Below are 13,661 nucleotides of genomic sequence, written 5' to 3'. Positions count from 1 at the left end.
CACCTGCGAGGCGCGAACATGGCCGATTCCCCTCTTCGTCTGCTGCCCTGGAACTCTCCCGAGGGCAGGCCCTGCTATCTGTGCACGGACGACCCGGACAGCAGGCTGTCCCGGCTCGCCGACGAGGTGGAGGCCGAGCTGATCGCCTGCGGGCGGGACGTGCTCGGCGGGGCCGAATCCGTGCTCGCGGACCGGGCGGCGGGGGAGCGGGCCGTGCGGTTCGCGCTGGTGCGGACCACGGAGTCGCTGCGGGACGTTCTGCGGGTCGCGGAGTGCAGGGAGCGCCGGGGGTGACGTCCGCGTGAGACCCAGGTCACACGTAGCCGTGTCACGTTCCGCGGGGCCGATCCGTCGAGGGAGTGTAAGCAAGCACCGGCCACACCTCAGGAGCTCACGATGAACGCTCGTATCGACGTCTTCGGCAACAAGGCCGCCGCCACCTTCCTGAAGCACCTCAACTCGGCCGGGAAGGTGGTCACGGACCTGGGGCTGCCCGCCACGACCCAGGAACTGGTCAAGATCCGGGCCAGCCAGATCAACGGGTGCGGCTTCTGCACCGACATGCACACCAAGGACGCCACCGAGGCGGGTGAGACGGCGCTCCGGCTCAACCTGATCGCGGTGTGGCGCGAGGCCACCGTCTTCACCGACGCCGAGCGTGCCGCCCTGGAGCTGGCGGAGCAGGGGACCCGCATCGCCGACGCGGCCGGCGGTGTGCCGGACGACGTGTGGGCGAACGCCGCCGAGTACTACGACGAGGAGCAGCTCCTCGCCCTGGTCGCCCTGATCGCCGTCATCAACGCGTACAACCGGCTGAACGTCCTCGTGCAGCAGCCCGCGGGCGACTACCGGCCCGGCATGTTCGGCTGACCCCGCCACCCGCGGCCGGGCAGCCGTCCCGGCCGCGGGCGACAGCTCTCCCGGGCCCCGGGACAGGGGCCGGAAACCATGAGGAATGCCGCGCGGAAGAGCTCTCGCGTACCAGTCCGTACATTCCGTTCCGCCCCTGAACCGCTCCTTCCCGTTCGATTACAGTGCTTGCGCAGTCGCAGGCGGCAGGGCGGACGGAAGGGGCACGGTGAGCACAGGGACCACAGCTGTCTGGGGCCGTGCCCAGCAGCAGGACTTCCGCGGCCGGGTGCGGGGATCCCTGCTCGGCGGGGCCATCGGGGACGCGCTCGGGGCGGGTGTCTCGGGGCTCACCCTGGAGGCGATACGCGCCGCACACGGTGTGGACGGGGTGGCCGACTTCGTCCCCGCGCACGGCAGACGCGGCGCCGTTACCGCGGTCACCCAGCTCACCCTCTTCACCGTCGACGGACTCATACGCGCCCAGGTCCGCCGCGACACCGGCGCCTGGCATCCGCCGACCGACGTGCACCGCGCCCATCTGCGCTGGGCGGCCACCCAGAGCGCCTGGGGGCCCGACGAACGCCGCAAGGACAACGGCTGGCTGGCCATGGAGGAGTGGCTGTACACCCGCCGGGCCCCGACCCGGGAGTGCCTCGTCGGCTTCGGTGACGCCACGATGGGCACCCTCGCCGTCCCCAAGAACCCCGCGGCACGGGACTCGGCCGCGCTGACCCGCTCAGCGCCCTTCGGGCTGCTCGTCGGGTGGGATCCCCAGCTCGTCCTCCAACTGGCCGTCGAGTGCGCCGCCCACACCCACGGCCACGCCACCGCGCAGCTCGCCGCCGGAGCCCTCGCCGTCATCGTGCACGGGCTGGCCCGGGGCGAGACCCTGGACGGCTCGGTCCAGCACGCGCTCGCCCTGCTCGCCGAGCGCCCGGGCAACGAGCAGGTGACCGAGGCGCTCCGGCAGGCCCTCGGCTCCGTACGCCAGGGGATACCAGGGCCGGCCCTCATCGAGGCGCTGGGAGACACCGACTCCGCGGAGGAGGTCCTCGCTGTGGCGCTGTACTGCGCACTGGTGGGCGAGGACGTACGCCATGGCTTGCGCCTCGCCGTGAACCACTCCGGGCCGTCCGCGGCCACCGGGGCGGTCTGCGGGGCCCTCCTCGGGGCGCTGCACGGGGAGACCGCGCTGCCGCCGGCCTGGCTGGCGGAGCTGGAGGGGCGCTCGACGCTCCTCCAGCTCTCCGACGACTTCGCGATGGAGATGACCCAGGGGCCCGCCCTGCACAGCCCGGCCGCGGTCGCCCCGGGCTGGCTGGCCCGTTACCCGCGGGACTGAGCGCAGGCTCCAGGGTCCTCCGGGAGGACAGAAGTGGGCGGGCGCCGCCGCGCCCGCCCACCGTTCAGGTGCCCCTCGTCTGAGGGGTGGTCAGTCCTTCACGCCCTCCGGGACCCCCGTGCTCTCCGGGCCGGGCTTCTGCGCCGGTACGGCCGCCGCGGCGGCGGTGGAGCGGGGGCCACCGCCCTCCGTGTTGATCGTCTCGATGAGGGCGTCGCGCTCCGGGGTGTCCTCGGGCTTGACGAACCCGATGACGATGTAGAGCACGAGGGATATCGCCAGTGGCAGGGCCACCTGGTACTGCAGGGCGACGTCCGTCTTCACCGAACCGTCGAGGTTGTAGTTGGTGAAGAAGAAGGCGAGCAGCCCGGCCGCCCAGCTGGTGAGCGCCGCCGTCGGGCCGGACCGGCGGAACCTGCGCAGCATGCCCAGCATGAACGGGATGGCGATCGGGCCCATCAGCCCTGCCACCCACTTGATGACGACCGAGATGATGTCCTTGAACGTCGGCGAGTTGATCTGCGTCGCCAGCGCCATGGACAGGCCGAGGAAGGCGAGTGTGGACAGCCGCGCGGCCATGAGGCCGCTGCGGTTGCTCCAGGTGCGGGCCGCCTTGGAGAAGACCGGCGCGATGTCACGGGTGAAGACCGCCGAGATGGCGTTGGCGTCGGAGGAGCACATGGCCATCGTGTGCGAGAAGAACCCGACGACGACCAGACCCAGGAGCCCGTGAGGCAGCAGTTGCTCGGTCATCAGGGCGTAACTGTCCGAGGCGTCCGGCTTCTTGGCCTCGACGAGCAGCGGTGCCACCCACATCGGGAAGAAGAGCACGACCGGCCAGACCAGCCACAGGACGGCGGACAGGTAGGCCGAACGGGTCGCGGAGCGTGCGGAGTCCGTGGCCATGTAGCGCTGGGCCTGGTTCCACATGCCGCCGTTGTACTCGAAGGTCTTGATGAAGAGATACGCCAGCAGGAAGGTCACCGTGTACGGGCCGGCCGTCGGCTCCGTGTGACCCTCGGGCAGCTTGTCCCAGACCGTCCACAGCGAACTGAAGCCGCCGAGCTTGCTCATGACGATCACCAGCATGGCCACACCGGCGAAGAGCTGGATGATGAACTGCCCGAGCTCGGTGAGCGCGTCGGCCCACAGCCCGCCGACCGTGCAGTAGACGGCCGTGATGATGCCGGTGATGAAGATGCCCTGGGTGAGGGTGATACCGGTGAAGACGGAGAGCAGGGTGGCGATGGCGGCCCACTTGGCACCGACGTCCACGATCTTCAGCAGCAGGCCGGACCAGGCCAGGGCCTGCTGGGTCGGGACGTTGTAGCGGTCCTTGAGATATTCGAGCGGCGAGGCCACGTGCAGCCGCGAACGCAGCCGGTTGAGCCGGGGCGCGAAGAGCTTGGCGCCGATGCCGATACCGATCGCGATCGGCAGCGACCAGGTCACGAAGGACGTGACCCCGTACTGGTACGCGATACCCGCGTAACCGGTGAACATCACCGCGCTGTAACCGGACATGTGGTGCGAGATGCCCGACAGCCACCACGGCATCTTGCCGCCGGCGGTGAAGAAGTCGCTGACATTGTCCACGCGCTTGTGCGACCAGAGTCCGATCGCGACCATCACACCGAAGTAGCCGATGAGCACGGCCCAGTCGAGACTGTTCATGTGCCCCCTCCAGGGGTCCGCCTTGTGAACGGGAACGCACTTCGTCAGTACGGCCGTTCAGCGGGGCCCCGTGCGGGAACGGGGACTTCGGGGATTGAACCGCCTGTCCGGGTCCTCGGTCAAGGTTTCTCGATCAGGGATGTGAACGCGGATCAGCAAGGCGAACGATTTTACTTGTTCTTGACCTATCGAAGCGTTGTCGTGAACGTGACCGCGGCCACACGATAAGCGGGCACTTCGTCAGGCTGTGCAGAGATCGACGCAAGGCAGGAACGCCCGAGAACGCAGAACGACCGCACGGGATGCGGGTCCCGTGCGGCCGGAGAAGGGGGAAAGCTGTACGTGACGCTTGCGCACCGATGGCACGCGGTGTGCTGTCGGTGCCGAATGCTGAGGTAACGATGTGTGCGGTACGTCCATCGACGGCGCCGGTTCCGATGGCGGGTCGAGCCCCCTCGGCCAGGACGGCGGGCCAGTCGAGAGGGCTCCTGGCGGTCGTGTTCCGTGACCGGCCATGGTGCGGCGCGTGAGGACCGGCGTACCGGTCAGGCGTTGATCGAACCCGACGCGACGTCGCGCACGAAGGTGTTCCACGCTCCGGACACGAAGGAGAGCGAGGGGCCTTCGGGCGCCTTCGAGTCGCGCACGGCGATGGCCTGCGTGACGGGCGACTTCACTTCGACGCACGCGCCGTTGCCGCCCGAGTACGTCGACTTCGTCCAGTTGTCCGTAGCACCCTGAAGAATGGCCATGTTCACTCCGGTTCAGAGAGTTGATGTGAGTGGCACCAACTTCGTTCCTGTTGGCGTGATCGACGCTACTCGCCAACATCGCGTGGTGGTGGGGCCGTTCACTCGACCGGATGGCATATTCCATAGGGCTCTTCCGCTGTGAGGTGGTGGCGGTGTATCGTCCCGCCCCCACCTCACTTACATCGCAGCATTTCCGGTGCAAACGGGCCTGTCGGGCAGGCGTGTTCGGCAGGCCGGAACGGCGCTCAGCGGGTGTAGCTCTTGGCGATGTCGCCGATGAACTGGCGGGTCTGGTCCACGTTCAGCGCCTGCGCCCTCAGGTGCTCGTACATGACGCTGTAGCGCTGCACGTCGTTCGCCTTCTCCAGGTACAGGTCGCTGGTGACCCCCTCGATGTACACGACGCTGGAGTCCGCCGCGTCGGGGAACTCCAGGATGGCGTACTGCCCGTTGATGCCGGGGTGCGCCCCCATGTCGAAGGGAAGCACCTGCACGGTCACATGGGGCAGCTGGGACTGCTCGATGAGGTGCTCCAACTGCTGGATCATGACCTGCTTGCCGCCGACGAGCCGGCGGAGGGCGGACTCGTCGATGACGGCCCACAGGCGCAGGGGGTGTTCGGGGGCGTTGACGCGGTCCTGACGGCGGGCCCGGACGTTCACCCGCTTCTCGATGTCGGACGGCGGGGTCTCGGGCAGGGCGCCGTTGATGAGGGCCTCCGCGTACCCCCGGGTCTGCAACAGCCCCGGGACCACCTGGGGTTCGTACACCCGGAGGGACTCGGCGTCGGTCTCCAGTCCGATGTACACGCTGTACGGGATGTCACCGAAGGCGTGCCACCAGCCCTGCTGGCGGGAGTCCTTGGCCATCTGCATCAGCGAGTCGACGATGCGGTGGTCCTCGACCTCGTAGACCCCGCAGAGATCACGTACGTCGCGCTGGCTGATCGAGCGGCGGCCGTTCTCCAGCCGGCTGATCTTCGACTGCGAGACCAGCAGCCGCTCCGCCACCTCCTCGGCCGTCATGCCCTTGATCTCGCGGAGGCGGCGCAGTTCCTGGCCCAGCCGGCGTCGCCTGACAGTGGGATTGACGTTGGTCGGCACGGGAACGGCACCTCCGGCTATGCAGCTGTTGTAGCTGTGCGTATCTGCTTGCTCAGCAGATTGCCACCCGGGGGACCGGCCGCGCTGGGAAATGGCCACACGCGATCAGCGCGCGCAAGAGCGCGGGGCAGCCGGTGGATCCGGCTGCCCCGCGCCTGGTGCGGCTCCCGAACCGGGTCATGGGGACGTCGGTGCGGCGGTATGGCGGTATTCGGTACTCCGCGCCAAGTGTCCGCGCGGTCGTGCTGTCAGTGGACGGAGGTGTGCGCCATGCTGCCGCGACGCGCTTGTGCTTGCGGCTGCAACGGCACGCCGGCCGTCTGCTGGTTACGGCGTGGCTGGACGGCCACGCCGTTCTGGACGTCCATCACGGCATGCGCCACGAGACCGCCCATCGGGTCGTGTCTGATCAGGTCCCGGAGCCGGGAGCGCGACGAGCGCCCCTCGTTCCCGGGGTACAGGTGCTTGCCGAGTCCGACCGCGTGGGCCAGTGCGGCGAGCGCCGCGGTCCGCGGGTCCGGCGGTACGCCGGTGCGGATCGCGTTGTCCAGCCGGGCTCTGATGTCCCGGCTGATTGCCGTGTCCGTCGCCTGGTAGCGAGTCGTCGGCAGCACTCCGCACATCTGGCCCGCCACGGCGTGAACCATGCCGCACCGCTCCAGATGAGCGAGGTAGATCTGGCGAAGTCCCAGCCGGGGTCCGCCGATCCAGTGGACTGCCCGGACCGGACTGCCACGACGGCGCAGCAGTTCCAGTGCGGAGTCCAGAGTCGGATCTCCTGTCGGCCGTGGCATCACCACGGCGATACGATCCCCGTCAGGGGCTATCCGTCCTGCCAGAGCCAGCTCCACTAGCTGTGCCCCGGCCAGGCCGAGGTCGAGCGACTGCGGCTGCGCTGTGGTACCCGTGGTCGGGTCCAGAGCGAGCAGCAGAAGCTCCTCCGGAATTGTTCTGCGGCTCCTGCCCATCCATGCCTCCCCGCGTGGATGAATGACAGGGTGACCCCTCTCACATTGGTCTGTCGAGGGTGCCTGGGTGCTTTGTGAGGGAACCGTTAGGTATGTCGTTCTCGTCTAGCGGCTCGGTCAAAGGTTCACACAGGACACTGGTAGATGGTTCGGACAGTGCGGGCATGTCCCCGCGGCTCATCAAGGAGGTATCGGTGGCGGGCGAGTCCCCCGACATGTCGGAGCAGCGGAAGTCGTCGGGGACGACTTCGGGGACGGCTGAGGAACGCGATCCGCGTCTCGCCGTGTTCCGTGAACCGGCCGCCGCGGCGGCCGGGAGCACGACGGACGGGGCGACAGGCACCGCGAAGGACAGCGAGACGGCTGTCTTCCGCCTGCCGCACTCTCCGGATGCTGACGCCTCGGCAGGCGCCTCCGGCGTCCCTGGGGGCGCCTCCGGCGCCTCGGGGGGCGCAGAGGGCCCTGAGACGGCCTCCATGACCCGTGAGGCGGCCGGGGAGGCGGAGAAGGCGGAGGACGCGGCCGGAGAGGCCGCGGCGGCGCCTGTGGTGTCCTCGTCGGCATCTTCGGCTTCCTCGGAGGAGGCGCGACCGGAAACCGAGGCCGAGGGTGGTGCCGGGGCCGAGTCCGGGTCCAGCCGTTCCGACGGCGCGGCGGACTCGGGCTCCGAGCGGGAGCGCGAGGAGGTCGCCGAGCCTGCTCCGGAGGCTCGGTCCGCGCCGGAAGCGGCGTCGAGGACCGACGCCGACGACTCCGCTTCGGACGCCGACGACTCCGCTTCGGACGTCGGCGGCTCCGCTTCGGACGCCGAGTCCGAGACCGGTTCGGAGGCCGGTTCCGGGGCCGGAGCGCCGCCCGCCGACGCCCGGCTGCGTGCCGTCGTCGCGGCATGGGTGGCGACCGGACCCGACGAGGAAGCCGCAGGTCCGAGCGGTGCGGGCGAGGGCGTGGACAAGCCGTCCGAGGGCGACGACAAGGTGTCGAAGGTGTCCGACAGCAGCGGCGACGGCCCGGCCGGCACCGGCGACAAGACGGAGACCTCCGGCGATGTGCCCCCGGCGGACGCCGACGTGACCCCGGCCGGCAAGGACACCGAGGCGTCCGACGACGCCGAAGAGCCCGAGAAGCCCGCAGAGGCAGAGGCAGAGGCCGAGCCGGCAGAGGCCGTGGCATCCGACGGCACCGCGGAGTCAGCCGAGACCGCTGAGCCCGCTGAATCCGCCGGGCCCGCCGATGCCGAGGACGACGCACCGGCCACCCGCGCCTCCGGCGACACCCCGCGGGTCCCCAGGACCCGCGAGGAGGCGTCCCCGGCGGAGGAGGCGGACGCCGCGCGCGACGGGCGAGGAATCGATCATCCGACGGCCGTCTTCAAGGCGCCGCGGGCCGATCAGATCGACCACCCGACGACCGCGCTCAAGCTCCCGCCCAAGGAGAAGGCCGCCGCACGGAAGCCGGCCTCCTGGGCCGCCAAGCCGTCCGGAGCCCCCGGGACCCCGGAGGTTCCCGCCGAGCGGACCAGCACGTTCGTGCCGCTGCGCTCGGACGACGTACGCCCCGCACCCGTGGTCGGTCCCACGGTCACCCCGGACGTCACGGCCGCACCCGGCACCCCCGCGAGCCCCGGGGCGGGTATCCCCGAGGCCGAGCGGACCAGGCAGCAGCCCATGCCGCCCAGGCCGCCGCTCGACCTGCTCGCCGAACTGACGAACACCCCGCCGCCCCCGGAGACCCCGGTCCGCACCGCGGTCAGGCGGGTGAAGATCTGGACGCCGCTCCTCCTGCTCGTCCTGATCATCTTTGCGATCGCGCAGGCCGTGCGTCCGCTGCCCGACCCCACGCTGACCCTGTCCGCGAACCCCACGTACACCTTCGCCGGCGGGAAGCTGGACATGCCGTGGCCGGAGGAGGGGCAGGGTGCAGTCGAGGTCGAGGGCGTCGGCACCATCGGCACGTACGGCAAGGAGAAGTCCGCGCCGATCGCGAGCGTCGCGAAGATCATGACGGCGTACGTGATCCTTCAGGGTCACCCGATCACCGGCAAGGAGGCGGGCGACCAGATCGTGGTCGACGCCAAGGCCGGTGAGGAGGCGAACCGGCCGGACGAGTCGACGGCGCCCATCAAGGAGGGCCAGAAGTACACGGAGCGTCAGATGCTCCAGCTCCTGATGATCCCCTCCGGCAACAACGTGGCGCGGCTGCTGGCCCGCTGGGACGCCGACACCGAGAAGGCGTTCGTCGACAAGATGAACGCGGCGGCCGAGGACCTCGGGATGACGAACTCGGTGTACACGGACCCCAGCGGTCTCGAGGCCACCACCCGGTCCACCCCGGCCGACCAGCTCAAGCTGGCCAAGGCGGTCATGCAGAACGACGTCTTCCGCGAGATCGTGAACATGCCGCAGGCCGAGATCCCGGGCATCGACAAGATGATCTACAACAACAACAACATCCTGCTGGAGCCCGGTGTCAGCGGTATCAAGACCGGCTCGTCGACCCCCGCAGGCGGCAACCTCATCTGGACGGCCGACACGGTCATCGACGGCAAGACACGCAGGATCATCGGCGCGGTGATGGGTGCCGACGTCGACGGGACGCTGGACGCCAAGCTGCAGCGTGCCCTGCAGAGCAGTCTGGCGCTGATCCAGACCGCCCAGGAGGGCGTCGACTCCGCCACCGTCGTCAAGAAGGGCCAGGTCGTCGGTTACGTCGACAACGGCTTCGGCGGGCAGACACCCGTGGTAGCGACCAAGGACCTCAAGGCCGTCGGCTGGGGCGGGCTCGAGGTGGATCTCAAGCTGACCGACGGCGGCAAGGTGCCCGCACACACGGCGGAGGCGGGCACCGTCGTCGGCGAGGTGACGGTCGGTACGGGGACGGGCAAGGTCTCCGCGCCGGTCGCCCTGCAGAGCGAGATGACGGAACCGGGCTTCGGCGACAAGCTCACCCGCATCACCTGACGGACACCCCCTGTCCCCGCCCGCGCGGGGACAGGGGGGTGTCCCCGTGTCCCCGTGTCCCGTGTCCCGGATAGGGCGGCGCGGCGAAAATGCCGCGTGCTAGCGTCCCGAAGGAAACGGTCGGACGCCGGGACGCGTCCCTCCGAGTACGGATGAGGCCCGTGCAGTACATGGACGGTTCGGCAGGCCCGGGCGAGGACGGGGAGAGTCGCAGTGACCACCGCTGAGCCGACACGTGCCGACACCGGCCCCTCCGCCGGGAGCACCCCGGTCAGGATTCCGGCCCAGGCCACCGGTGGCGACGACGGCACAGGCAGCTCGATACGGAGTCGGCTCCTGCGCCACCCCGTCCTGCTGACCACCGCGGTCGCCGCGGCCGCGCACCTCCTCTGGTTCTTCTTCTTCGCGAACAGCGGCGGCGACATCGCAGCCCAGGACGCCTGGGCCGAGTTCGTCGGCCGACACCCCGGAACGGCGTACAACCTCGCCTGGTACGGGGGCATGCACCCGGTCTCGTACAGCGTGGTCTCGCCCTACCTGATGTCGGTGCTCGGCGTCCGTTCGACGATGATGATCGCCGGCACGGTGTCCTCGGCGCTCACGGCCCTGATCCTGGTGCGGGTTCCCGCGGTCCGTAACCCCGTCGCGTGCGCGCTCGCCGGGGTCTTCGCGTACCTGTGCAACGCCCTCTCCGGCCGGGTGACGTTCGGGCTCGGCATGATGTTCGCGCTCGGTGCCGTCGCCGCCGTCTTCTGCTGGCCCCACCGCTGGCGCTACAAGCGGTGGGCGAAGGCCGGCGTCGCCGCGCCGCTGGCCGGGCTCGCCACGGCGGGCAGCCCGGTCGCCGGGCTCTTCCTCGGGGTGGTCGCCGCGGCGCTCTTCCTGAACAAACGCCGCCCCGGGGCGTACGCGCTGGGCCTGGCCCCCGTCGCGGTGGTGGTCCTGTCCGCGTGGCTGTTCCCGTTCTCGGGCACCCAGCCGATGGCGCTGGGCACCCTGTCGCTGCCCTTCCTGTACTCGGTGTTCGTCTTCTTCCTGGTGCCCCGCGACTGGCACACGGTGCGGACGGCCGCCGCGGTCTACGGCGCCGGGACGCTGCTGACCTATGTGGTCGACTCGCAGATCGGCTCGAACGTGTCGCGCATGGCGATGCTGTTCGCCGGTGTCGTCCTGCTCGCCGCACTCCCGTACACGGCGCCGCGCACCCGGCGCTGGTACGCGCTGGTCATCGTGTTCGCGGGGCTGAACTTCTGGATCGGCTTCAAGGGCGTCGACGACATCGTGCGCACCGCCCCCACCGCGTCCTGGAACCGCGAGCTGGCGCCGCTGGTCAACCAGCTCCAGAAGGCCGGGGCGGAGCGGGGCCGCGTCGAGGTCGTACCCGCCAGCAGCCACCGCGAGGCCTCGGCGCTCGCGCCGTACGTGAATCTGGCGCGCGGCTGGAACCGGCAGGCCGACATGAAGCGCAACCCGCTCTTCTACGACGACACCCTCAACTCGATGAACTACCGCGAGTGGCTGGACCGCTGGGCGGTGCACTACGTGGTGCTGCCGAACGGGAAGCCGGACTCCGGGGGAGAGCAGGAGGCGGCGCTCGTCGAGAAGGGACAGCCGTATCTGAAGGCGGTCTGGAGCGACAGCAACTGGAAGCTGTTCCGGGTCCTGGACCCGGTGCCGCTCGCCGACCCGCCCGCGACGGTGGAGCGGGCCGGTGACGACAAGCTGACGATCCGCGTGCGGTCGGCGGGCCGTGTCCTGATCCGGATCCCGTACTCCCGGTGGCTCGCCGTCGTGGACGACGAGGGCAAGAGCGTGGAGCGGCCGCAGGAGACCGAGGCGTCCAAGAAGCGTTCGGCGGAGGACGAGGACGCTCCCAAGGACTTCACCAACGACCACGGCTGTCTGACGAAGGTGGAGGAGGACGGGGACGGCGACGAGTGGACCGAGCTCCTCGCACCCCGCCCCGGGGTCTACCGCCTGGCTGCGCCGTACCAGCTCCAGCCGGGCACACCCTGCCCGGAGGAACTGAGCCGATGACTGCCGGAACTCCCCCTCCGGGCGTCCCCACCGGCGGGGTGCTCCGCCCTGGGGTGGTCCGCTGCCGGGCATGGTCTGTCCCCGGTGCGATGTGAGGCGGGCGGCTTCGAGGGCGGTCCGTGCGACGCACGACACGGTCTCGGCCTGTACGGGCTTCACCGTGCACCAGCCGGAGCACCGCCGTCGACGTACGGCTACCCGGTCAAGCGGGGGCACCTTCGCGGTGCGGATGGTCGACCGGGGCCGGGGCTGGGGCGACGCGGGGCTGGTGGGCGAGCACCACTCGGCGGTTCAGCTGAATGCCTCCTGCCGCTGACCCGGTTCACCGGACGAACGGGATGTCGCGTTCCGCCAGGTGTGCGGCAGGACCGGCGCCGCTGCTACGCCTCCGACCCGGACCGCGCACCGGACGTCGTACTCAGCCGCCGGCCCGGGCGGTATCGGTCAGCGGGCAGGAGCGCTCCGGACCACGCCGATGAGGCCACGTGGGAACGAGTCATGCCGCCTGAAGCACCGCGCAAGGGCAGTGGCGGAACTCCAGGCCGAGTTCGTGGTCCACGGCCGCGCTCGAACGCGTGGCGGCGTCGGTGACCTTCTCCCAGGAGCCGTACTTCAGGTAGAGCTGGTCCGCTGTCGGGCCGAGCGGGTTGCCGTACTTCTTCTGGTTGCGTGCCTCCAGCTCCGCGACCTGTTCCGGGGTCATGCCGGCGCGGACGGTGTCCTTGGCGTCGTTGCGCATCTGGACCAGGGTGCGGGCGATGTCCTCCTCCGAGCGCCCTTCGGCGCGCATGGCGCACTCCTTGCGTTCCATGTCCTCGAGGAGATCGTGGTAGCGCATCCGCTGATCGCGGGCGACCTCACGCTCCTCAGGAGTCTCGCTCCGGATCAGGCACACGACCGGCTCCGGACTGGTGCAGTCGCCGTGGTCCGGGGCCGCCTGGGAGACGGGGGCGACGATGACCGAACCGCAACTGGCGGATGACAGACACGGGCGTGACGCGGGCTCGGCGGCAGAGGCGGTCTGGAGCGGGAGGAGGGCGGCTTGGGCGACCAGCAGCGCGGGAACCACGCGGCGGGCCAGCGAGCGCAGACTGTTCAGTGACATGCGCTCATCGTTCGGCAGACCACCACTGGACCGGCGCATGGCGAGGCCGAAACTCCCCCAGGGGCGGCCGACTCCACTCCGCCGAGTGAAGCGAGGACTCCGACGACGCCTCCGCCCCTGCGCGGGCAGGAAGTGCGACTGGGCGGTGGCGTGGTGAGCGCCGTCCGCCGACTACCGCTGGGCCTCTCCGCGGGCTGTGGGGAACGCGACTGTCGGCGCGCCGGTGGGCCGGCCGGTGTCGGCGGTGACGGCCGGGTTCAGGGCGGGGAAGGCGCGGTAGATGATGCCCCAGCTGGTGAACTGTCGGGCGCCCAGAGCGGAAAGTACGGTGCGGGGCCGCGACCGGTCCCCTCTTCCGGTCGCGGCCCGCGGATGTCGAGCTTGGTCACGGGCAGCAGCCACCAGCCTCGACGGGCGCCGGCGAGCCTGCTTCGGTGACGGGACTCGTGTTGTTCTTCTGCCTGGCCATCGAGTCGGCGTCCGCCTTGACGGCGTAGACCTCCCACGGCTCCTCGCCGGGGCCGTGGACCCAGACCTTGTCCTGGAGGGCGTAACAGCAGGTGGTGTCGGTCTCGACGTCGGTCGACAGGCCTTCGTCCTGGAGGCGGGAAGTGGCGGAGTGGACTTCTTCGGTGGTGGCGACTTCGACGCCGAGGTGGTCCATCCGCGTGTCCGTGTCCGCTGTGCCTTGGATGAGGACAAGCTTGAGCGGTGGATCGGCGATGGCGAAGTTGGCGTACCCGTCGCGGAGTTTGGCCGGCTCGGTGCCGAAGAGCTTGCTGTAGAAGGCGATCGATGCGTGGAGGTCGGGGACGCGCAAGGCGAGTTGTACGCGTGACACGACGTTCCTCCTGACGTGGAGCGGAAG

Annotated in this window: 11 protein-coding genes; 5 read left to right on the top strand and 6 right to left on the bottom strand. The window is 70.1% G+C overall.

The window, feature by feature from the left end; genetic code table 11:
* Positions 1 to 18 precede the first annotated feature (18 nt).
* From AB0P41_RS22510 to AB0P41_RS22500, 3 genes are all read left to right on the top strand, one after another.
* A complete protein-coding gene (locus AB0P41_RS22510; RefSeq protein WP_365933742.1) occupies positions 19 to 294 on the top strand; it encodes a hypothetical protein in 276 nt (91 codons plus the stop codon).
* A gap of 102 nt (positions 295 to 396) precedes the next feature.
* Entirely contained in the window at positions 397 to 870 is a 474-nt protein-coding gene (locus AB0P41_RS22505; RefSeq protein ID WP_356709857.1) for a carboxymuconolactone decarboxylase family protein, read from the top strand.
* A gap of 208 nt (positions 871 to 1,078) precedes the next feature.
* A complete protein-coding gene (locus AB0P41_RS22500; protein ID WP_356709856.1) occupies positions 1,079 to 2,194 on the top strand; it encodes an ADP-ribosylglycohydrolase family protein in 1,116 nt (371 codons plus the stop codon).
* Positions 2,195 to 2,284: 90 nt separating this feature from the next.
* On the opposite strand, the gene AB0P41_RS22495 is transcribed toward AB0P41_RS22500, so the two are convergent.
* The 4 genes from AB0P41_RS22495 to AB0P41_RS22480 form a co-directional block, all read right to left on the bottom strand.
* A complete protein-coding gene (locus tag AB0P41_RS22495; RefSeq protein WP_356709854.1) occupies positions 2,285 to 3,868 on the bottom strand; it encodes a sodium:solute symporter family protein in 1,584 nt (527 codons plus the stop codon).
* Positions 3,869 to 4,413: 545 nt separating this feature from the next.
* Complete coding sequence (locus AB0P41_RS22490) at positions 4,414 to 4,620, bottom strand: DUF397 domain-containing protein (protein WP_356709852.1); 207 nt, start codon at positions 4,618 to 4,620, stop codon at positions 4,414 to 4,416.
* A gap of 245 nt (positions 4,621 to 4,865) precedes the next feature.
* Positions 4,866 to 5,723, bottom strand: coding sequence for a helix-turn-helix transcriptional regulator (locus AB0P41_RS22485; protein ID WP_356709850.1), 858 nt, complete (start codon positions 5,721 to 5,723; stop codon positions 4,866 to 4,868).
* 248 nt (positions 5,724 to 5,971) lie between these two features.
* Entirely contained in the window at positions 5,972 to 6,691 is a 720-nt protein-coding gene (locus tag AB0P41_RS22480; protein ID WP_356709848.1) for a GPP34 family phosphoprotein, read from the bottom strand.
* A gap of 164 nt (positions 6,692 to 6,855) precedes the next feature.
* Here AB0P41_RS22480 and AB0P41_RS22475 point away from each other — a divergent pair, with 164 nt between their 5' ends.
* Both AB0P41_RS22475 and AB0P41_RS22470 read left to right on the top strand, forming a co-directional pair.
* Positions 6,856 to 9,651, top strand: coding sequence for a D-alanyl-D-alanine carboxypeptidase (locus AB0P41_RS22475; RefSeq protein ID WP_365933738.1), 2,796 nt, complete (start codon positions 6,856 to 6,858; stop codon positions 9,649 to 9,651).
* A gap of 213 nt (positions 9,652 to 9,864) precedes the next feature.
* Positions 9,865 to 11,688 (top strand): MFS transporter, encoded by a 1,824-nt coding sequence (locus AB0P41_RS22470; protein ID WP_365933736.1) that lies wholly within the window; start codon positions 9,865 to 9,867, stop codon positions 11,686 to 11,688.
* Between the two features lie 496 nt (positions 11,689 to 12,184).
* Here the strand turns inward: AB0P41_RS22470 and AB0P41_RS22465 are convergent, their stop codons facing one another.
* Complete coding sequence (locus tag AB0P41_RS22465) at positions 12,185 to 12,793, bottom strand: hypothetical protein (RefSeq protein ID WP_365933734.1); 609 nt, start codon at positions 12,791 to 12,793, stop codon at positions 12,185 to 12,187.
* A 385-nt stretch (positions 12,794 to 13,178) separates the two neighbouring features.
* Positions 13,179 to 13,634, bottom strand: a complete 456-nt coding sequence (locus tag AB0P41_RS22460; RefSeq protein WP_365933732.1) for an ArsI/CadI family heavy metal resistance metalloenzyme — start codon at positions 13,632 to 13,634, stop codon at positions 13,179 to 13,181.
* Positions 13,635 to 13,661: the final 27 nt, after the last annotated feature.

The organism is Streptomyces sp. NPDC079167, from assembly GCF_040686735.1.
Lineage (GTDB): Bacteria > Actinomycetota > Actinomycetes > Streptomycetales > Streptomycetaceae > Streptomyces.
Note: the sequence above shows the minus strand (reverse complement) of the source record. Positions and strands in the feature narration are given on the sequence as shown.

Coding starts and splice junctions, on each gene's coding strand:
- AB0P41_RS22510 (WP_365933742.1), top strand. CDS start 19: ATGGCCGATTCCCCTCTTCGTCTGCTGCCCTGGAACTCTCCCGAGGGC.
- AB0P41_RS22495 (WP_356709854.1), bottom strand. CDS start 3,868: ATGAACAGTCTCGACTGGGCCGTGCTCATCGGCTACTTCGGTGTGATG.
- AB0P41_RS22490 (WP_356709852.1), bottom strand. CDS start 4,620: ATGGCCATTCTTCAGGGTGCTACGGACAACTGGACGAAGTCGACGTAC.
- AB0P41_RS22465 (WP_365933734.1), bottom strand. CDS start 12,793: ATGTCACTGAACAGTCTGCGCTCGCTGGCCCGCCGCGTGGTTCCCGCG.
- AB0P41_RS22475 (WP_365933738.1), top strand. CDS start 6,856: ATGTCCCCGCGGCTCATCAAGGAGGTATCGGTGGCGGGCGAGTCCCCC.
- AB0P41_RS22480 (WP_356709848.1), bottom strand. CDS start 6,691: ATGGGCAGGAGCCGCAGAACAATTCCGGAGGAGCTTCTGCTGCTCGCT.
- AB0P41_RS22505 (WP_356709857.1), top strand. CDS start 397: ATGAACGCTCGTATCGACGTCTTCGGCAACAAGGCCGCCGCCACCTTC.